We start from the raw sequence: 18450 nt of genomic DNA, 5'->3' as shown, positions 1-18450 counted from the left end.
GCGGGGGCTATTTGCGGATTGGCAAATACACCGAAAACTCGGTGTGGCCCGGCCAGCTGTTAAACTCGATTTTTCCCTGATGCTGATCGATCAGGCTCCTTGCAATCGACAGGCCAAGCCCGGTGCCTCCGCTGCGTCCGCTCACCATCGGGTAGAACAGCGTATCCTGCAGCTGAGCGGGGATTCCTGGCCCATCGTCTTCTATATCTATGCGCGCCGCCAAGCGATAGCGCTCGCCGTGCAGGGTGACCTGCAGCGCCGTACGGGTACGCAGGGTGATGGTGCCGCCCCGTTCGCCCAGCGCCTGCAGGGCGTTCCGCGTGATATTCAGCAGCACCTGCTCTATCTGCTCCGGATCGTGATTCAGCTCCGGCAGGCTGGGATCATAGTCGCGCAGCAGGGTGATGTTCCCCGGGCACTCCAGGGAGACCAGCTGGCAGACCCGCTCGGCGACCTGATGAATACTCTGGGTGACGCGCTGCCCCGGCCTCTGAGGGCCCAGCAGACGATCGACCAGGTTGCGCAGGCGGTCGGCCTGCTCGATGATCACCTGGGTGTACTCGGTCAGGGCCGGATCCGGTAATGCCCTGGCCAACAGCTGCGCCGCCCCGCGCAGCCCGCCGAGCGGGTTCTTGATCTCATGGGCCAGCCCGCGCACCAGATCGCGGGCGGCGACCTGCTGGGAGTGTTGGAGCTGCTCCTGGCTCAGGCGCCGCTGGCTGTCCAGGGTTGAAAGCTCTAGCAGGATCTGTCCTTCGCTCAGGGGCTGGGCCGTCAGCGCCATGATGTGCGGCTGGCTGTCGACGACCAGCATCACCTCGTTGTCGGTAAAACCCTGTCCTGCGCGTAGGCTGATGCGCATCAGCGCGATATCCAGGGAGAGATAACTCAGCAGATCCGGCAGCGGTGTGCCAAACAGCTTGCGCGGGCTCTGCGCCAGCAGCTGCTGAGCAGCCGGATTGGCATAGCGAATGACCAGATCGTCGTCCAGGACCAGGATGCAGGTCATCATGGCATTCAGCAGCGGTCCGGCATCGGGTAGGTTACGGTGGGGCGGTGTAGGGTATTCAGCCATTTGCGCACTCCTGCACTGTTTTGGTGCAATAGGATGCCTTGCACTGTAGCATGCTTTTGCTGTCCGTGCGGGGGGAGCGGAGCGTTTTTTCTCCGTCCTGCGGCGTACGGCGAAAAAAACCCATCCGAAGATGGGCTGAAAGTTTCCACGGCAACAAAAACGGATGTCTCCAGCGTGGCGCGCGCGGCAAGGACCCGGTACGCGCCGGGTCTCCTACCGTGCGTCGCGTTATACGCTGTAGTAGAGTTCAAACTCGACCGGGTGCGGCGTCATGCGTACGCGCTCCATTTCTGACTGGCGCAGCTCGATGTAGGCATCGATGGCATCGTCGGTAAAGACGCCGCCGCGGGTCAGGAACTCACGATCGCTGTCCAGCGCGGCCAGGGCTTCATCCAGAGAGCCTGCGACGGTCGGGATCTCTTTGGCCTCTTCCGGCGGCAGGTCATACAGGTTTTTATCCATGGCGTCGCCGGGGTGGATTTTATTGATGACGCCATCCAGGCCGGCCATCAGCAGGGCAGCGAAGCACAGGTACGGGTTGGCCGCCGGATCCGGGAAACGCACCTCGATGCGGCGAGCCTTCGGCGATGCCACCACCGGGATACGAATGGAGGCGGAGCGGTTTCGGGCAGAGTAGGCCAGCATCACCGGCGCCTCATAGCCCGGCACCAGACGCTTGTAAGAGTTGGTGGTCGGGTTGGCTAGGGCGTTGATGGCCTTAGCGTGCTTGATCACCCCGCCGATATAGTACAGCGCGGTTTCAGACAGGCCGCCGTACTTGTCGCCGGCAAACAGGTTGCTGCCGTTTTTAGACAGGGACATATGGCAGTGCATGCCTGAGCCATTGTCACCGAACATCGGCTTGGGCATAAAGGTGGCGGTTTTACCAAAGGCGTGGGCGACGTTGTGCACCACATACTTGTAGATCTGGATTTCGTCCGCTTTCTTGGTCATGGTGTTGAAACGGGTGGCGACTTCGTTCTGCCCAGCGGTGGCCACCTCATGGTGGTGAGCCTCTACCACCAGCCCCATTTCCTCCATGGTCAGGCACATGGTCGAGCGGATATCCTGAGCCGAATCAACCGGCGGAACCGGGAAGTAGCCGCCTTTAACCGCCGGACGGTGCCCTTTGTTACCGCCCTCGTATTTGGTTGAGGAGTTCCACGCGCCTTCGATGTCGTCAATGGCGACGTGGCTGCCGTTGATGCTGCTGCCGAAGCGGATATCGTCGAACAGGAAGAACTCTGGCTCCGGCCCAAACAGCACGGTGTCGGCGATACCGGAGGCGCGCAGAAAGTCTTCGGCGCGCTTGGAGATGGAGCGCGGGTCGCGGTCGTAGCCCTGCAGGGTGCCTGGCTCCAGAATGTCGCAGCGGATAATCAGCGTTGGCTCTTCATAGAACGGGTCGAGTACCGCGGTGGTGGGATCCGGCATCAGCACCATGTCTGACTCATTGATGCCTTTCCAGCCGCCGATGGAGGAGCCGTCAAACATCTTGCCTTCTTCGAAGAAGTCGGCGTCAACCTGATGAGCCGGAATGGTGACGTGCTGCTCTTTACCCTTGGTATCGGTAAAGCGCAGATCGACAAATTTAACTTCGTGCTCATTCAGCATCGCTAAGATATGTTCAGCGGACATACTCTACTCCCGGTTTCTTTGGTCGCCGTGCAACGGATCACGGATGATAGAAAGTGGTTTTAGCCATCGTGCTGTAGCATTAGCGAGAAACGTGCCAACTTTACAAATTGCCCGGATGGCGCATAATTACCTTACTCTGACGCTGTGTCAGGCGGCACTGATGGAGCTGGGTGCTCCATAATAGTGCAAATCACTTCAGCAAACGCACAATCTTGGTGCAAGCTGTTTATTCCCGCGCCGTTTAGCATCGTGAATAGGATCACAAACCGCCATTCGTAGCATTGTTTCTGCGAGAAGCTTGTGATCCTGTTTAGTCCCTCGCTTAATACGTGTACAATAGCGCGCTATTTCTAATGCCTGAGGCAAAGCTGTGATCGAAAATCTGCGTAACATCGCCATTATTGCGCACGTTGACCATGGGAAAACCACCCTGGTCGACAAACTGTTGCAACAATCCGGAACCCTGGGTGAACGTAACGACGCGACTGAGCGCGTAATGGACTCCAACGATTTGGAGAAAGAGCGTGGGATTACCATCCTCGCGAAAAACACCGCCATTAATTGGAATGGCTATCGCATCAACATCGTGGATACCCCGGGGCACGCCGACTTCGGCGGCGAGGTAGAGCGTGTGATGTCTATGGTTGACTCGGTTCTGCTGCTGGTCGACGCAATGGATGGCCCGATGCCGCAGACCCGCTTCGTAACCCAGAAGGCGTTCGCCAACGGGCTGAAGCCGATCGTGGTTATCAACAAGGTTGACCGTCCTGGCGCGCGTCCGGATTGGGTTGTCGATCAGGTCTTCGATCTGTTCGTCAATCTGGGTGCGACCGATGAGCAGCTGGACTTCCCGATCGTCTACGCCTCTGCGCTGCAGGGGATCGCCGGCCTGGATCACGCCGACATGGCCGAGGATATGACTCCGCTGTTTGAAGCTATCGTCGAGCATGTAGCTGCGCCGGACGTCGATCTGGACAGCCCGTTCCAGATGCAGATCTCCCAGCTGGACTATAACAGCTACGTTGGGGTTATCGGCATCGGCCGTATCAAGCGCGGCAAGGTGAAGCCGAACCAGCAGATCACCATTATCGACAGCGAAGGTAAGCGTCGTAACGGTAAAATGGGCCAGGTTCTGGGCCATCTGGGTCTGCAGCGTATCGAGACCGATCTGGCGGAAGCGGGCGATATCGTCGCGGTAACCGGCCTGGGCGATCTGAACATCTCCGATACCCTGTGCGATCCGAGCGCCGTTGAGGCCCTGCCGCCGTTGACCGTCGATGAGCCGACCGTAAGCATGTACTTCTGCGTTAACACCTCTCCGTTCTGCGGTAAAGAAGGCAAGTTTGTGACTTCTCGCCAGATCCTGGAGCGTCTGCAGAAAGAGCTGGTGCACAACGTCGCCCTGCGCGTTGAAGAAACGCCGGACCCGGACGCTTTCCGCGTCTCTGGCCGTGGCGAACTGCACCTGTCCGTGCTGATCGAAAACATGCGTCGTGAAGGCTATGAGCTGGCGGTATCCCGTCCGAAGGTTATCTATCGTGAGATCGATGGCCGCATGCAGGAGCCGTTTGAGCAGGTCACGCTGGATATCGAAGAGCAGCACCAGGGCTCTGTGATGGAAGCGCTGGGTATCCGTAAGGGTGAGATCCGCGATATGTCTCCGGATGGCAAGGGCCGTGTACGCCTGGATTACATCATCCCGAGCCGTGGCCTGATCGGCTTCCGTACCGATTTCATGACCATGACCTCCGGTACCGGTCTGCTGTACTCTACCTTCAGTCACTATGATGACGTGCGTCCGGGTGAAATCGGCCAGCGTCAGAACGGCGTGCTGATCTCTAACGGTCAGGGTAAAGCGGTTGCCTACGCGCTGTATAGCCTGCAGGATCGCGGCAAGCTGTTCCTGGGTCACGGTGCAGAAGTCTATGAAGGCCAGATCATCGGTATTCATAGCCGCTCCAATGACCTGACGGTTAACTGCCTGACCGGTAAGAAGCTGACCAACATGCGTGCTTCCGGTACCGATGAAGCGACCACCCTGTCTCCGCCGGTGAAAATGACCCTGGAGCAGGCGCTGGAGTTTATCGATGATGACGAGCTGGTTGAAGTTACGCCGCACTCCGTGCGTCTGCGTAAGCGTCATCTGACCGAGAACGATCGCCGCCGCGCTAACCGCGGTCCGCGCGACTAATCGCGTCGATGTGATACCACGGGGTGCCTAAGGCGCCCCGTTTTTTTTGCGGGCGCTATCTGCGCGCGACCTCCCGCTTTTCTTGCGTCCCTTCTGTTCGCTGCTGTTTTTTCCGTCTACAGTGGAGTCTCTCACGCCAATAAGCTGAAATCGGGAGCTGCGCATGCTGTACATCTTTGATTTAGGTAACGTGATTGTAGACATCGATTTTCACCGTGTGCTGGGGGTCTGGAGCCGGTACAGCGGCGCCCCGCTGGCCACCTTAAGCAAGCGTTTTACGATGGGCGATACCTTTCGTCAGCATGAGCGCGGGGCGATAGACGATGAAACTTTTGCCCAGCGTCTGTGCGATGAAATGGGGATCTCCCTCAGCTTTGCCCAGTTCGAGCTGGGCTGGCAGGCGATTTTCGTCGCGCTGCGCCCGGAGGTGATCGATATCATGCAGCGCCTGCGCCGTCAGGGGGAGCGGGTCGTGGTGCTCTCCAATACCAATCGGCTGCACACTCACTTTTGGCCTCAGCACTACCCGGAGATCGCGGCCGCCTGCGATAAAATGTACCTGTCGCAGGAGCTGGGCATGCGTAAACCCGATGCCGAAATCTATCGCTATGTCCTGGAGCAGGAGCGGGCGGCGGCCGGGGAGTCGGTCTTTTTTGACGATAACGCCGACAATGTGGCGGCGGCGAAGGCGTTGGGGATCCAGGCGGTACAGGTATGTGACCGTCAGGTGATCCCCACCTATTTTGCATAACGAGATCGGTTTTTTCTTTTATCTTGCGTCTGCGCTACCCTGAACATCACAGTAGGATCGAAAGCCCCCATCGCTGGGGCCGATATGACCCGCGATGCGGGCGTAACTGACAGGAGTAAGCATGACGCCATTTTCCCTAAAACGTATTAAAGGCTGGGCCTACTTTGCCAAGGTTCTGTGGCAGCGGGTGGATGACGATCGTATGACCATGGTGGCCGGTTCGTTGGCCTACGTCTCCCTGCTCTCTCTGGTGCCGCTGATCACGGTGGTATTCTCTCTGTTTACCGCTTTCCCTATGTTTTCCAGCGTCTCTTTTCAGCTGAAACACTTTATCTTCACCAACTTCGTGCCGGCCGCCGGTGACGTGGTGCAGTCCTATCTGGAGCAGTTTGTCGCCAACTCCAGCAAGATGACGGCGCTGGGAGCCATTGGTCTTATCGTGACCGCCCTGCTGCTGATCTCCTCGGTCGATGGGGCGCTGAACCATATTTGGCGCAGCGAGCGTAAGCGCGCCGTGGTGTATTCGTTCGCCGTCTACTGGATGATCCTGACGCTGGGGCCGTTGCTGGTGGGGGCCAGCATGGCGATCAGCACCTATCTGCTGTCGCTGCGTTGGCTGGCGGACAGTGCGGTTTACTCCATGGTGGATCAGCTGCTGCGTCTGTTCCCGCTGCTGCTGTCGTGCGTCAGCTTCTGGCTGCTATATTGCATTGTACCGACCCAACGCGTGCCGATGCGCGATGCGCTGATCGGCGCCGTGGTTGCTGGCGGGCTGTTTGAGCTGGGGAAGAAGGCCTTTGCGCTGTACATCACCGCGTTTCCGTCGTATCAGCTGATTTACGGCGTGCTGGCGGTGATCCCGATGCTGTTTGTCTGGGTGTACTGGAGCTGGTGTATCGTACTGCTTGGCGCAGAGGTTACCGTGGCCATCGGTGATTTTCGGGCGCACCGCCGGCAGGAGCAGGGTCTGCAGCAGGCGTTGACATCACATCATGAGTAAGGAGTAAAAGGTTAGATGATCGCATTAATTCAGCGGGTTACCCATGCCAGCGTGACGGTAGAGAATCAGGTTATCGGAGAGATCGGCGCGGGACTGCTGGTGCTGTTGGGCGTGGAGAAAGATGACGATGAGCAGAAGGCAAAGCGCCTGTGTGATAAGGTACTGGGCTACCGCGTCTTTAGCGATGGCGAGGGTAAAATGAACCTCAACGTACGTCAGTCCGGCGGCAGCGTGCTGGTGGTCTCTCAGTTTACCCTGGCGGCGGATACTCAAAAGGGGATGCGCCCTGGGTTTTCCCGCGGCGCGGCACCGGATGAGGCTGAGCGCCTGTATACCTATTTTTCTGATACCTGCCGCGCCAGCGGTATCACTACCGCGACCGGATGCTTTGCCGCCGATATGCAGGTTTCCCTGCTCAATGACGGCCCGGTCACCTTCTGGCTGCAGGTTTAGCCGATAGATAGCGGCGTACGGCCTGTCGTACGCCTGCGCCGCTGTCTCAGCTCTCCGCCGCGCCGCCCACTCGCTTATCGCGCAGCATCAGTGCGACCAGCGCCAGCCACAGCAGACCGCTTATCAGGTTGAACAGGTTGAAGGCGCCGTTTCCGCCCTGCAGCCAGGTGTGTTTGCCCACCTCAATGCCAATGGTATAGATAAACATACTGATCATGCCCATCGCCGCGGAGACGGTGCCCTTGCTCATCGTGCTGGAAAACAGCGTCAGGCGATAGAGGCCGGCGTTGGCCAGACCGATGCCAAAGGCATACAGACTCAGCCCCGCCGTCATCCACAGGTAGGCATGGGCGCTGTATAGCGTAGAGGCGGCGGCGATCGCCAGTCCGCCGACCATTGGCCAGGCACCCAGCTGAATCAGACGGCGAACCGGACGGCGGCCGCTCAGGCGAGCCAGGGTAAAGTTACCCAGGATCAGCATGCCGAAAATCGGCACCTGCAGCATGCCGTAGTCGTAGCTGCTGAGGCCTTCGCCGCTGATGATGATCACCGGCGACTGGGCAATCCAGGCCAGCAGAGGCAGGCTGGCGAAGCCGCAGGCCAGCGCACCGCCCAGAAAGCGTTTATTTTTCAGCACCAGCGCATAGTCGTGGCCCAGCGCCGACAGCGACAGCTTCTCTCCTCGTCGGGTCGCGGTTTCCGGCATGGCCTTATACAGACCAAGGAAGGCGAGCAGCGCCAGCGCGGCAAACAGGATAAACATGCCCTCCCAGGGAAACAGATGCACCCAGGCGGCGCCGGCTAATGGCCCGAGCAGCGGCGCGATCAGCGCAACGTTGGCCATCAGCGCGGTGATCTTGATACACACGGACTCCTCGAATGATTCCTGGATCGCGGCATAGCCGACGGCGCCGATAAAGCACAGGCTGATCCCCTGTAAAAAACGCATCAGGATGAACTGTTCGATGCTGTTGGTCAGCAAAATAGCCAGGCAGGTTACGGCAAAGTAGAGCGCGCCGGTCAACATCACCGGCCGCCGCCCGATACGGTCGGAGATCGGGCCGAGCAGCCACTGTAGGAACATGCCGCCGGCCAGATAGGCGGTCATGGAGGTCGGAACCCAGCTTTCGTCGACGCCAAAGGTTTGCACTACCGACAGCATGCCCGGTTGAATCATATCGTTGCCAATATAAGTGGCAAACTCATACAGCACCAGACAGAGGGGAAATAACAGTGCACGCCGGCCAAGTCGGCGAGTAGAAGATAAACGGTTTTGCATAATGTATGGTCGCTAAAAGGAAAAACAGTCAGACCCAGCGGGATCGCCTGTGAAATAGCGGCTGGTGGGGTTGGCTATTCTGCCGTCAGCGGCCGGTCTTGGCAACTGCCGTTCGTGCGGTGAGACGAACCTGCTCCCCTCGGCGCCGAGGGGAGCGAAGATACACAGCCGACGGTTACACCGCTCGCTTTTGCCAAGCAATGGGCTGTAGACGGGCATCCAGCTCCGTATGTGCCACATGATTGGTATAGTTGCTCATGACCTTTTGCGCCAGGCATAAAATGACGTCGAGGATATGGCGGCGCTCAAAACCGGCGGCGATAAACGCCTGCAGGGTTGCATCATCCACCTCGCCGCGCTGGCGCACCATCGCCAGCGTAAAGGTGCGCAGCGCCTCTAAACGGGCGCTGGGCAGCGGGGTTTCGTCGCGTAGGGCATCGTTGATCTCATCGCTGACCTTCATGGCACGGGCGATCAGCGTATGGGCCGGTACACAGTAGTGGCAGCGGTGCTCAACGTTGATGGTCTGCCAGACGACGGTTTTTTCGTCATTATCGAAGCTACTGTGCAGAAACAGGCTATGCAGGGCCTGGTATCCCGCCAGCAGCTGTGGTGACTCCGCCATGATAGCGTGTAGCCCTGGGATACCGCCGTTGCTGCGCTTGCTTTGCAGCAGTAAATCGCGGCTTTCCTGGGGGGCGGTGTGCTCATCGTATTTTTCAAAAGTCAGCATGTTATCTCCCTAGGGTTGGCGTTTAACGCATCGGGTAAGGCGGCGTTGGTGCCGTCGTTTTGCGCTGGCATCTCTGTAAAACGCGCTCATCCGGCGCGCTTCTTCCCGGCGTTAATCGGTGAAATTTCACTCTAGATATTTTTGAATGATTGTTCAATAACTTTTTTGAACAACCGTTCAAAAAAGTGCGTTACAATGAAATCTATTAAACTTTCCAGCAGGCTTGTGGCATGGCAAGACCCCTCCAACACAATCGCGATGCGGCGCTGCAGCAGGCTGTCGCTCTGTTTTGGCGGCGCGGCTACTTTGCGACGTCGATGAAAGAGATTGAGCAGGCGTTAAATATGCGCCCTGGCAGTATCTACGCCGCATTTGGTAATAAAGCCGCGCTGTTTTCCAGCGCGTTGACGCGCTATACCCAGTGCCAGGTCGATGCGTTTTTCGCGCTGATGGCGGACTATCCCGATCCGTTTTCCGGCGCCGAGGCCTTTTTGTGCCACTTTGGCGCCACCTGTTCGGCGGAGCTTCCCTCCAGCGTCTGTTTCTTGGTTAAAAGCCTGCTCGAACTCGAAGGGAGAGCGGAGGAGGCGCCGCTATCGGTGGTGCGAGAGAGCCTGGCGGCGATGGAGGCGGCCTTTTACCGGGCTTTCCGGGAGGGTGCGCCGCGGTTAGCCGAGGCCGAGGCCCGGCACATAGCGCGTTGGCTGCAAAAAGAGGTGATCGGTATTCGCATTATGGCGCTGCAGATAGGCAATTCCCCCGCGCTGGCGGCGCTGGTGGATGACAGTTGCGTAACGCTGCGTCGCTGGCGCGCCAGCGCACTATCCTAATTCCCGGCGCCGACGGGGCCGCAGATACGGATCGCGGGAGCGGTGTCTGGGCTGCGCAGGGGCCTGCCTGAGGCTTTCTCATTCTCTCCTGAGGTTTCTTCATCGCCCGACGGCAATTTGCTGTTGACGAATCCATCAACTTACGGCAACTTCTATTTGGACGTCTAAACGTATGGATGTTTAAAATGGGGTGCGCAGAGAGCCGCGCAGAGCATAAGGATGATGGGGTATGAGTTTTTTTCACGCAAGCCAGCATGATGCGCTGAACCAGAGCCTGGCCGAGCTGCAGGGGCGGATCCAGGTCTCTTTTGAGTTTTTTCCGCCGCGCAGCCAGGAGATGGAGCAAACGCTGTGGCGATCCATCGATCGGCTCAGCACCCTGAGGCCGTCGTTTATCTCGGTGACCTACGGCGCCAACTCCGGCGAGCGCGATCGCACCCACGGCGTGATTAAGGGAATAAAAGAGCGCACCGGGCTGGAGGCGGCCCCTCACCTGACCTGCGTTGATGTCAGCCGGGAGGCGCTGCGGGGCATCGCCCGAGATTACTGGAATAGCGGCATCCGCCATATTGTAGCGCTGCGCGGCGATCTACCGGCGGAGGGCGGGCGTCCGGAAATGTACGCCAGCGATCTGGTGGCGCTGCTGCGCGAGGAGGCTGACTTTGATATTTCGGTCGCCGCCTATCCCGAGGTCCACCCGGAGGCCAAGAGCGCCCAGGCCGACCTGTTAAACCTAAAGCGCAAGATTGACGCCGGCGCCAGTCGGGCAATCACCCAGTTTTTCTTTGACGTGGAGAGTTATCTCCGCTTTCGCGATCGCTGTGCGGCGGCGGGCATTGACGCTGAGATCGTGCCGGGGATCCTGCCGGTGTCCAACTTTCGCCAGCTGCAGCGCTTTGCGGCGCTGACCAATGTCCGCGTACCGCAGTGGATGCTGGCTATGTTTGACGGGCTGGATGCGGATGCGGAGACGCGCAAGCTGGTCGGCGCCAACATTGCCATGGACATGGTGAAGCTGCTCAGCCGCGAGGGAGTGAAAGATTTCCACTTTTATACCCTGAATCGAGCCGAGCTGAGCTACGCCATTTGTCATACGCTGGGCGTGCGGCCGCAGAGGGACGTGGCGTGAGAGGCGTAAAAAAGCCCGCTGCCGCGGGCTTTTTCCTCTGTACCGTCGCTAGCCGGTATTGCGCATCCCGGCGGCGACGCCGGCGATGGTGACCATCAGCGCCTGTTCGACGTTGGCATCCGGCTGCTCCTGATGGCGTGAGCGGTAGAGCAGCTCAGCCTGCAGGACGTTGAGCGGATCGGTATAGACGTTACGCAGAGCGATCGACTCTGCGGCCCAGGGCAGATCGGCCATCAGGTGATCGGTGTTGGCGATGGCCAGCACCGCCTGAATATCCCGCTGTACCTGCTGGCGTAGCTCTGTGCCCAGTGGCCATAGGGCAGGGTCAACCAAGCGCTGATCGTAGTATTCGGCCAGCCACAGATCGGACTTCGCGAACACCATTTCCAGCATATCGATGCGGGTGGTGAAGAATGGCCAGCTGCGGTACATGCTTTCCAGCGCGTCGCGGCGCCCCTCCGCCATGGCCTCCTCCAGCGCGGCCCCGGCGCCCAGCCAGGCCGGTAGCATCAGGCGGTTTTGGGTCCAGGCAAAGATCCACGGGATCGCGCGCAGACTCTCTACGCCGCCGCTGGGACGGCGTTTGGCCGGACGAGAGCCCAGCGGCAGCTTACCCAGCTCCAGTTCGGGCGTCGCCGAGCGGAAGTAAGGAACAAAATCTGGATTCTCGCGGACATAGCGTCGATAAAGCGCGCAGGAGGTCTGTGAGAGCTCGTCCATGACATCGCGCCACTCTTGCTTCGGCGCCGGCGGCGGCAGCAGATTGGCCTCCAGAATGGCGCTGGTATACAGCGTCAGGCTGCTGACGGCGATCTCCGGTAGGCCGAGCTTGAAGCGGATCATCTCCCCCTGTTCCGTTACGCGCAGGCCGCCCTTCAGGCTTCCCGGCGGCTGGGAGAGCAGGGCATCGTGCGCCGGCGCGCCGCCGCGGCCGATGGAGCCACCACGGCCATGGAACAGAGTCAGGGCGATCCCTGCGCCGTCACAGACGCGCACCAGCGCCTCCTGTGCACGGTATTGCGCCCAGGAGGCCGCCATCACACCGGCGTCTTTGGCAGAGTCAGAGTAGCCGATCATCACCATCTGTTTACCCTGGATAAAACCACGGTACCAGTCGATGCTCAGCAGCTGTGTCATCACCGCCTCGGCATTGTTTAGATCGTCGAGGGTTTCGAACAGCGGAGCAACCGGCAGATTGTACGGGCAGCCCGCCTCTTTCAGCAGCAGGTGGACTGCCAGAACATCGGATGGGGTACGCGCCATCGAGATGACATAGGCGGCGATGGCGCCGGCTGGCGCCTCAGCGATCACCTGACAGGTGTCAAAAACTTCTTTGGTTTCCGGCGATGGCGTCCAGTGACGTGGCACCAGCGGGCGCTTGGAGTTCAACTCGCGCAGCAGGAACGTCTGCTTATCCTCTTCAGACCAGGTCTCATAGTCACCCAGCCCCAGATAGCGGGTCAGCTCGGCCAGCGCTTCGGTATGGCGGGTACTTTCCTGGCGAATATCGATGCGTACCAGCGGCACGCCGAAGCAGTGGACCCGGCGCAGGGTGTCTAGCAGCTGGCCGTTGGCGATGATTCCCATACCGCAGGCCTTCAGCGAGCGGTAGCAGGTATGCAGCGGCTGCCACAGTTGATCGTTGCTGACCAGCAGATCGGCGGGGCGCGCCAGGCGCTCCCCTCGCAGACGCGCGTCCAGATAGGTCAGCGTATTGTTCAACTGTTGGCGCAGGCGCTTTAACACCTCGCGGTAGGGCTCCTGGGCATGTTCGCCCGCCAGCGCCCGCAGCTCCGGTGTACAGACGGTCATAGAGAGCTCTGATACCAGCACCTGGACATCGCGTAGGAATAGCTCCGCAGCCTTCCAGCGGCTGAGCAGCAGGGCGCGGCGGGTCACCTCGGCGGTGACGTTGGGGTTACCGTCGCGATCGCCGCCCATCCAGGCGGTGAAGCGCACCGGTACCGCTTCGACCGGTAGCTGGTAGCCAAGGGATTTTTCCAGCTGCTCATTAAACTCGCGTAGGAAGGCGGGAACGCCTTCCCATAGGCTGTTTTCGACCACGGCATAGCCCCATTTGGCTTCGTCGATGGGGGTTGGGCGGTTTTTGCGGATCTCGTCGGTGTGCCAGGATTGGGCCACCAGCTGGCGTAGGCGGCGCATGATCTGGTGACGCTCATAGTCGGCCAGATCGTCATGATCGAGCTGGCTGAGGCAGGTGTTTACCTCCACCAGTTTATGGATCAGCGTACGGCGAGCGATCTCGGTGGGGTGTGCGGTCAGCACCAGCTCGATGGAGAGGTTATCGACGGCCTGACGGATTTGCGCCTCGTCCAGATTTTTATTCTTCAGCCGGGTGAACAGGTGAGACAGGGCATCGGGATTGCTGGCAGCCTCGCCGTGTGGGGATATTCGGTGATATTGCTCCGCGACGTTGGCCAGATTGAGGAACTGGCTGAAGGCGCGCGCCACCGGCAACAGCTCGTCATTGGAAAGATTTTGCAGTGTGTTCAGCAACGCCTGTCGGCTGGCTTCATTGCCTGCGCGTGACGACTTGGACAGCCTGCGGATAGTTTCAACGCGATCCAGGATATCTTCTCCCAGCGCGTCCTTGATGGTATCGCCCAGCAGCTTGCCCAACATGCTGACATTGCCACGCATCGCTGAATATTGCTCATTCATAGAACCACTGCCCCTCCCAATACGTAAATTTCTTTCACTCGGAAATTGTAGAGTGCCTCTTTATAAAGCCACGTTCCGTCCTCTGCGTCAATTGACACAATTTCTTGCCAAAACACACAATTTAGCGCTGTTAACTGAAATTTAATTACGCAATGACCTGAAGAGGTCTAACTGATAACAGTTACATTGCAAACGCCGCCGCGTCATCGTTTGCCCGGGGCGGCACCTGCCGTGATCAGCGCTGACAAAAATGGTGGATTATCTGCGTCAGCAGGGTGCGCGTCGGCACAATAAAGTCGGTGGACAGATACTCATCCGGCTGATGCGCCTGCTCAATGGAGCCCGGGCCGAGCACCAGCGTTGGGCAGATCTCTTGCAGGAACGGTGCCTCGGTACAGTAGTTGACGGCCTCTGCTCGCTCCCCCAATAGCTGTTCTATTGCCAGTACCAGCGGCGCGTGGCGCGGGCATTCATAGCCGGGGATCGGCGGATGCAGATGCTCAATACGCAGACGTCCCGGCCACTGCGTCGCGATGGGCGCCAGCGCCTGATTCAGCAGCTCGCTGAGATCGTTCAGCGTCATTCCCGGCAGCGGGCGCATATCCAGGTGCAGTTCGCAGCAGGCGCAGATGCGGTTAGCTGCATCGCCTCCGTGGATATGCCCCAGGTTCATGGTGGGGTAAGGGATATTAAAGGCCGGATTGTGGTAACGCTGCTGCAGCGTATTGCGCAGGGTGAGCAGGTGGCCGATGGCATCGTGCATGATCTCAATCGCGTTGACGCCGCGCGCCGGATCGCTGGAGTGCCCTGACTGACCGGTGATGCGGATGGCCTCGGAGAGATGGCCTTTATGGGCTCGGATCGGTTTAAGGGAGGTGGGTTCACCGATGATGCAGCAGTCGGGGCGCAGCGCGGTGCTGGCGGCAAAATAGCGCGCGCCCGCCATCGAGGTCTCCTCGTCCGCCGTCGCCAAAATGTAGAGCGGTTTATTTAGTTTATGCAGTTCGATATCGCGCAGGGTATCGATGATAAAAGCGAAGAATCCTTTCATGTCTGCGGTTCCAAGACCGTACAGGCGATTATCTTGTTCGCTGAGCGTGAAGGGATCTCGGGTCCAGCGCCCCTCGTCAAAGGGAACCGTATCGGTATGTCCCGCCAGCATCAGTCCTCCGCCTCCCTCACCATAGCTCGCTAGTAAATTGAATTTATTCCGTGTGTTAGGGACAGGCTGCACCTCGACACGCAGCCCGAGATCGCTAAGCCATCCTGCCAGCAGGGTGATTAACCGTTCATTACTCTGGTCCAGTGCGCCGTCGTTGGCGCTGATGGAGGGGGTTGCGATCAGCGCACGGTACAACGCGATAAATGAGGGTAATTGCGTATTCATGGTTGACAGCCTCAAGTTTGGATAGTATCAATATTCATGCAGTAATTATGAATAAAAATACAATAAAGCATCATCGAATGGAACAGACAGGGACGCCCGAGTATTGGCAGCAGCGATGGGGCTAACTGGATGTGAGGTCAGGGGCTGAGGCATCTCAGCGCACGGCCGGTATCCACGGTTAACCAAGAGGAGCGATCGCCGCGATGTCCAGTATTCAGAAGTCGTTAAATGGGTTAATCGTTGGCGCCAGCGGCTATACCGGTGCTGAGCTTGCCGCCTATCTGCAGCGCCATCCCTACATCACCATAGCGGGTTTGACCGTGTCTGCGCAAAGCGTTGATGGCGGAAAATTGTTGTCAGATATTCACCCGCGGCTGAAAGGGGTGGTCGATCTCCCGTTGCTGGCCTGCGACGACAGCGCGGCGCTGGCCCCGCTGGCCGATGTGGTCTTTTTGGCGACCGATCATGCAGTTAGCCATCTTTTGGCGCCTGAGTTTCTGGCGGCCGGTTGCACCGTCTTCGATCTCTCCGGCGCCTATCGGCTCCGCAGCAGCAAGGCCTACTCGCAGTATTACGGCTTTACGCATCAACATCCCGAGTGGCTTGAGCAGGCGGTATATGGCCTGGCGGAGTGGCAGGGCGCTGCGCTGCGCACGGCGCAGCTGGTCGCGCTGCCGGGGTGCTACCCGACGGCGGCACAGCTGGCGTTAAAACCGCTGCTGGCTGCTGGGCTGATCGATACGGCGCAGTGGCCGGTTATCAACGCCGTCAGCGGCGTCAGCGGCGCCGGACGTAAGGCCAGCCTCGGCAGCAGCTTTTGCGAGGTAAGCCTGCAGCCCTATGGGCTGTTTACGCATCGTCATCAGCCGGAGATCGCCGCACACCTAGGCATTCCGGTGATTTTTACCCCCCATCTGGGCAATTTTCCTCGCGGCATACTGGAGACGATCCACCTACGGGTAAAAAGCGGCGTGGATGCGGCCGAGGTGGCGATGGCTTTTTATCGAGCCTATCAGGATAAACCATTGATCCGCCTGTATCAGGGAACGCTGCCGTCCATCGGCGCGGTGGCGGGTACGCCGTTTTGCGACATCGGTTTCTCCCTGCAGGGACAGCATCTGATCGTGGTTGCCGCAGAGGACAATCTGCTGAAAGGGGCGGCGGCCCAGGCGGTGCAGTGTATGAACCTGCGCTTTGGCTTTCCTGAGACGTGCGCTCTCCTTTAACCATCTATCCCGGACAGACAGAGGCAGCTATGGATCCGTTAATCATCAAACTCGGCGGCGTATTACTCGATAACCCACAGGCGATGGAGCGTCTCTTTCAGGCGCTGTTGGCCTACCGACATCATGATCGCCGTCCGATCGTCATCGTACACGGCGGCGGGTGCCTGGTGGATGAGCTGATGGCGCGCCTGCGGTTGCCGGTGGTGAAGCGGCAGGGTCTGCGGGTCACGCCGGCCGATCAGATAGGCATTATCAGCGGCGCGCTGGCGGGGACGGCGAACAAGACGCTACAGGCCTGCGCCATTGCGCACGGACTGGCGGCGATCGGCCTGTCGCTGGCCGACGGCGGGGCGGTACAGGTGAGTCCGCTGGATGCGTCCCTGGGACACGTTGGCCAGGCGCTGCCGGGATCGCCGCTGCTGCTGCGTCAGCTGCTGGCGGCGGATTTCCTGCCGATCGTCAGCTCCATCGGCATCAGCGCCGAGGGGATGCTACTGAATGTCAATGCCGATCAGGCGGCGACGGCGCTGGCGGCGACCCTGGGGGCGGATCTGCTGATGCTGTCTGACGTCAGCGGCATCCTCGATGGTAAGGGACAGCGTATCGCGGAGATGACGGCGCAGAAGGCACAGTGTCTGATCGAGCAGGGCATCATCACCGATGGGATGGTGGTAAAGGTGAACGCGGCCTTGGAAGCCGCTCGGACGCTGGGGCGTCCGGTTGATATCGCCGGCTGGCGTCACGCCGAAAAGCTGCCGGCGCTGTTTAACGGCGAAGCCGTCGGCACGCGTATTCATGCATAACACAACAACACGATTCGGTTAAGAATAAGGAAACCTGTATGGCAACCCAAAGCATCAACAAAATCGTTCTGGCCTACTCCGGCGGCCTGGATACCTCCGCCATCATTCCGTGGCTTAAGGAAAACTACGGCGGCTGTGAGGTTATCGCCTTTGTGGCGGATATCGGCCAGGAGCGAGAAGACCTGGTGGGCATCGAGCAGAAAGCGCTCCGCTCCGGCGCCTCCTCCTGCTATGTCGTGGATCTGCGCGAAACCTTTATCAAGGATTACGTCTATCCGGTGCTGAAGAGCGGCGCGCTCTATGAGGGCAGCTATCTGCTGGGGACGTCGATGGCCCGCCCGCTGATCGCGAAAGCGCAGGTTGAGCTGGCGCTGGAGCTGGGGGCCGACGCTCTGTGTCACGGCGCGACCGGGAAAGGCAACGATCAGGTGCGTTTTGAAACCACCTATACCGCGCTGGCACCGCAGCTACAGGTCGTGGCGCCGTGGCGCGAGTGGGATCTGCGTTCGCGTGAGGCGCTGCTCGACTATCTGAAGGGGCGCGATATTCCCACCACCGCCACGCTGGAGAAGATCTACAGCCGTGACGCCAACGCCTGGCATATCTCTACCGAAGGGGGCGTGCTGGAGAGCCCGTGGAGCCCGGCCAACCAAGACTGCTGGGTGTGGACCTGTGCCCCAGAGGAGGCGCCGGATCAGCCCGAGCTGGTGACCGTGGGCGTTGAAAAGGGCGAGGTCGTTTCGGTCAATGGGGTGGCGATGACGCCCTTTGGCTGCCTGCAGGCGCTGAATGCGCTGGGCGCCCGCCACGGCGTAGGACGTATTGATATCGTCGAAAACCGCCTGGTGGGCATTAAATCCCGCGGCTGTTATGAGACGCCGGGGGGCACCATCATGATGGCGGCGCTGCGCGGCGTGGAGCAGCTGGTACTGGATCGCGACAGCTTCCAGTGGCGTGAGAAGCTGGGTCAGGAGATGTCCTACGTTGTGTATGACGGCCGCTGGTTCGCTCCGCTGCGTCAGTCGCTGCAGGCGTCGGCCGATGCGTTGGCCGACGCGGTGAGTGGCGAAGTGGTGATCAAGCTGTATAAAGGGCAGGCTACCGCCATACAGAAGAAGTCGGCCAACAGCCTGTATAACGAGGCTTTCGCTACCTTTGGTGAGGATGATGTGTACGATCACAGCCACGCCGGCGGCTTTATTCGTCTGTTCTCCCTCTCTTCGCGCATTCGCGCGCTGAACAGCGCAAAGCAGTAGTAGGCGCAGGACAGAAC

The 18450-nt window shown here is 59.6% G+C and carries 15 protein-coding genes; 9 read left to right on the top strand and 6 right to left on the bottom strand.

Annotated elements, in window-relative coordinates; all coding sequences use genetic code 11:
- Positions 1 to 7 precede the first annotated feature (7 nt).
- Positions 8 to 1075: a nitrogen regulation protein NR(II) gene (gene glnL / locus ETEE_RS07650; protein ID WP_034165441.1), complete on the bottom strand. Its 1068-nt coding sequence runs from the start codon at positions 1073 to 1075 to the stop codon at positions 8 to 10.
- A 228-nt stretch (positions 1076 to 1303) separates the two neighbouring features.
- The gene (gene glnA, locus ETEE_RS07645; protein ID WP_012850287.1) at positions 1304 to 2713 is read right to left on the bottom strand and encodes a glutamate--ammonia ligase; all 1410 of its coding nucleotides are present in this window, start codon (positions 2711 to 2713) and stop codon (positions 1304 to 1306) included.
- A gap of 370 nt (positions 2714 to 3083) precedes the next feature.
- On the opposite strand from glnA, the gene typA reads away from it, so the two are divergent.
- The 4 genes from typA (at position 3084) to dtd (ending at position 7108) form a co-directional block, all read left to right on the top strand.
- The gene (typA, locus tag ETEE_RS07640) at positions 3084 to 4904 is read left to right on the top strand and encodes a ribosome-dependent GTPase TypA (RefSeq protein WP_012850286.1); all 1821 of its coding nucleotides are present in this window, start codon (positions 3084 to 3086) and stop codon (positions 4902 to 4904) included.
- 163 nt (positions 4905 to 5067) lie between these two features.
- Positions 5068 to 5655, top strand: coding sequence for a glucose-1-phosphatase (gene yihX / locus ETEE_RS07635; protein ID WP_034165440.1), 588 nt, complete (start codon positions 5068 to 5070; stop codon positions 5653 to 5655).
- Positions 5656 to 5776: 121 nt separating this feature from the next.
- Positions 5777 to 6655, top strand: coding sequence for a virulence factor BrkB family protein (locus ETEE_RS07630; RefSeq protein WP_034165438.1), 879 nt, complete (start codon positions 5777 to 5779; stop codon positions 6653 to 6655).
- Between the two features lie 15 nt (positions 6656 to 6670).
- Positions 6671 to 7108 (top strand): D-aminoacyl-tRNA deacylase, encoded by a 438-nt coding sequence (gene dtd, locus ETEE_RS07625; RefSeq protein ID WP_034165437.1) that lies wholly within the window; start codon positions 6671 to 6673, stop codon positions 7106 to 7108.
- A 46-nt stretch (positions 7109 to 7154) separates the two neighbouring features.
- Here dtd and ETEE_RS07620 read toward each other — a convergent pair whose 3' ends face one another.
- Both ETEE_RS07620 and ETEE_RS07615 read right to left on the bottom strand, forming a co-directional pair.
- Positions 7155 to 8387, bottom strand: coding sequence for an MFS transporter (locus ETEE_RS07620; RefSeq protein WP_034165435.1), 1233 nt, complete (start codon positions 8385 to 8387; stop codon positions 7155 to 7157).
- A gap of 175 nt (positions 8388 to 8562) precedes the next feature.
- Positions 8563 to 9120: a carboxymuconolactone decarboxylase family protein gene (locus tag ETEE_RS07615; protein ID WP_034165434.1), complete on the bottom strand. Its 558-nt coding sequence runs from the start codon at positions 9118 to 9120 to the stop codon at positions 8563 to 8565.
- A 230-nt stretch (positions 9121 to 9350) separates the two neighbouring features.
- On the opposite strand from ETEE_RS07615, the gene ETEE_RS07610 reads away from it, so the two are divergent.
- Together ETEE_RS07610 and metF are read left to right on the top strand one after the other, a co-directional pair.
- The gene (locus ETEE_RS07610) at positions 9351 to 9950 is read left to right on the top strand and encodes a TetR/AcrR family transcriptional regulator (RefSeq protein WP_034165433.1); all 600 of its coding nucleotides are present in this window, start codon (positions 9351 to 9353) and stop codon (positions 9948 to 9950) included.
- Between the two features lie 229 nt (positions 9951 to 10179).
- Positions 10180 to 11079, top strand: a complete 900-nt coding sequence (metF, locus tag ETEE_RS07605; protein ID WP_034165432.1) for a methylenetetrahydrofolate reductase — start codon at positions 10180 to 10182, stop codon at positions 11077 to 11079.
- A 48-nt stretch (positions 11080 to 11127) separates the two neighbouring features.
- Here the strand turns inward: metF and ppc are convergent, their stop codons facing one another.
- The gene (gene ppc / locus ETEE_RS07600; RefSeq protein ID WP_034165431.1) at positions 11128 to 13761 is read right to left on the bottom strand and encodes a phosphoenolpyruvate carboxylase; all 2634 of its coding nucleotides are present in this window, start codon (positions 13759 to 13761) and stop codon (positions 11128 to 11130) included.
- 235 nt (positions 13762 to 13996) lie between these two features.
- Complete coding sequence (gene argE, locus ETEE_RS07595) at positions 13997 to 15148, bottom strand: acetylornithine deacetylase (protein WP_034165430.1); 1152 nt, start codon at positions 15146 to 15148, stop codon at positions 13997 to 13999.
- Positions 15149 to 15351: 203 nt separating this feature from the next.
- Between argE and argC the strand changes: the two genes are divergently transcribed.
- Genes argC through ETEE_RS07580 form a run of 3 tightly spaced genes read left to right on the top strand, consistent with a single transcriptional unit; the run spans position 15352 to position 18433 of the window.
- Positions 15352 to 16374 carry an N-acetyl-gamma-glutamyl-phosphate reductase gene (gene argC / locus ETEE_RS07590; protein WP_034165429.1) on the top strand — a complete coding sequence of 341 codons (1023 nt, stop codon included), beginning with the start codon at positions 15352 to 15354 and terminating at the stop codon, positions 16372 to 16374.
- Positions 16375 to 16403: 29 nt separating this feature from the next.
- Positions 16404 to 17177 carry an acetylglutamate kinase gene (gene argB / locus ETEE_RS07585; RefSeq protein WP_034165428.1) on the top strand — a complete coding sequence of 258 codons (774 nt, stop codon included), beginning with the start codon at positions 16404 to 16406 and terminating at the stop codon, positions 17175 to 17177.
- Between the two features lie 38 nt (positions 17178 to 17215).
- A complete protein-coding gene (locus ETEE_RS07580) occupies positions 17216 to 18433 on the top strand; it encodes an argininosuccinate synthase (RefSeq protein WP_034165427.1) in 1218 nt (405 codons plus the stop codon).
- Positions 18434 to 18450: the final 17 nt, after the last annotated feature.

This window comes from Edwardsiella anguillarum ET080813 (assembly GCF_000264765.2).
Lineage (GTDB): Bacteria > Pseudomonadota > Gammaproteobacteria > Enterobacterales > Enterobacteriaceae > Edwardsiella > Edwardsiella anguillarum.
Note: the sequence above shows the minus strand (reverse complement) of the source record. Positions and strands in the feature narration are given on the sequence as shown.

Coding starts and splice junctions, on each gene's coding strand:
- ETEE_RS07615 (WP_034165434.1), bottom strand. CDS start 9,120: ATGCTGACTTTTGAAAAATACGATGAGCACACCGCCCCCCAGGAAAGC.
- argC (WP_034165429.1), top strand. CDS start 15,352: ATGTCCAGTATTCAGAAGTCGTTAAATGGGTTAATCGTTGGCGCCAGC.
- ETEE_RS07620 (WP_034165435.1), bottom strand. CDS start 8,387: ATGCAAAACCGTTTATCTTCTACTCGCCGACTTGGCCGGCGTGCACTG.
- ppc (WP_034165431.1), bottom strand. CDS start 13,761: ATGAATGAGCAATATTCAGCGATGCGTGGCAATGTCAGCATGTTGGGC.
- ETEE_RS07630 (WP_034165438.1), top strand. CDS start 5,777: ATGACGCCATTTTCCCTAAAACGTATTAAAGGCTGGGCCTACTTTGCC.
- ETEE_RS07610 (WP_034165433.1), top strand. CDS start 9,351: ATGGCAAGACCCCTCCAACACAATCGCGATGCGGCGCTGCAGCAGGCT.
- ETEE_RS07580 (WP_034165427.1), top strand. CDS start 17,216: ATGGCAACCCAAAGCATCAACAAAATCGTTCTGGCCTACTCCGGCGGC.
- argB (WP_034165428.1), top strand. CDS start 16,404: ATGGATCCGTTAATCATCAAACTCGGCGGCGTATTACTCGATAACCCA.
- yihX (WP_034165440.1), top strand. CDS start 5,068: ATGCTGTACATCTTTGATTTAGGTAACGTGATTGTAGACATCGATTTT.
- glnA (WP_012850287.1), bottom strand. CDS start 2,713: ATGTCCGCTGAACATATCTTAGCGATGCTGAATGAGCACGAAGTTAAA.
- argE (WP_034165430.1), bottom strand. CDS start 15,148: ATGAATACGCAATTACCCTCATTTATCGCGTTGTACCGTGCGCTGATC.
- metF (WP_034165432.1), top strand. CDS start 10,180: ATGAGTTTTTTTCACGCAAGCCAGCATGATGCGCTGAACCAGAGCCTG.
- dtd (WP_034165437.1), top strand. CDS start 6,671: ATGATCGCATTAATTCAGCGGGTTACCCATGCCAGCGTGACGGTAGAG.
- glnL (WP_034165441.1), bottom strand. CDS start 1,075: ATGGCTGAATACCCTACACCGCCCCACCGTAACCTACCCGATGCCGGA.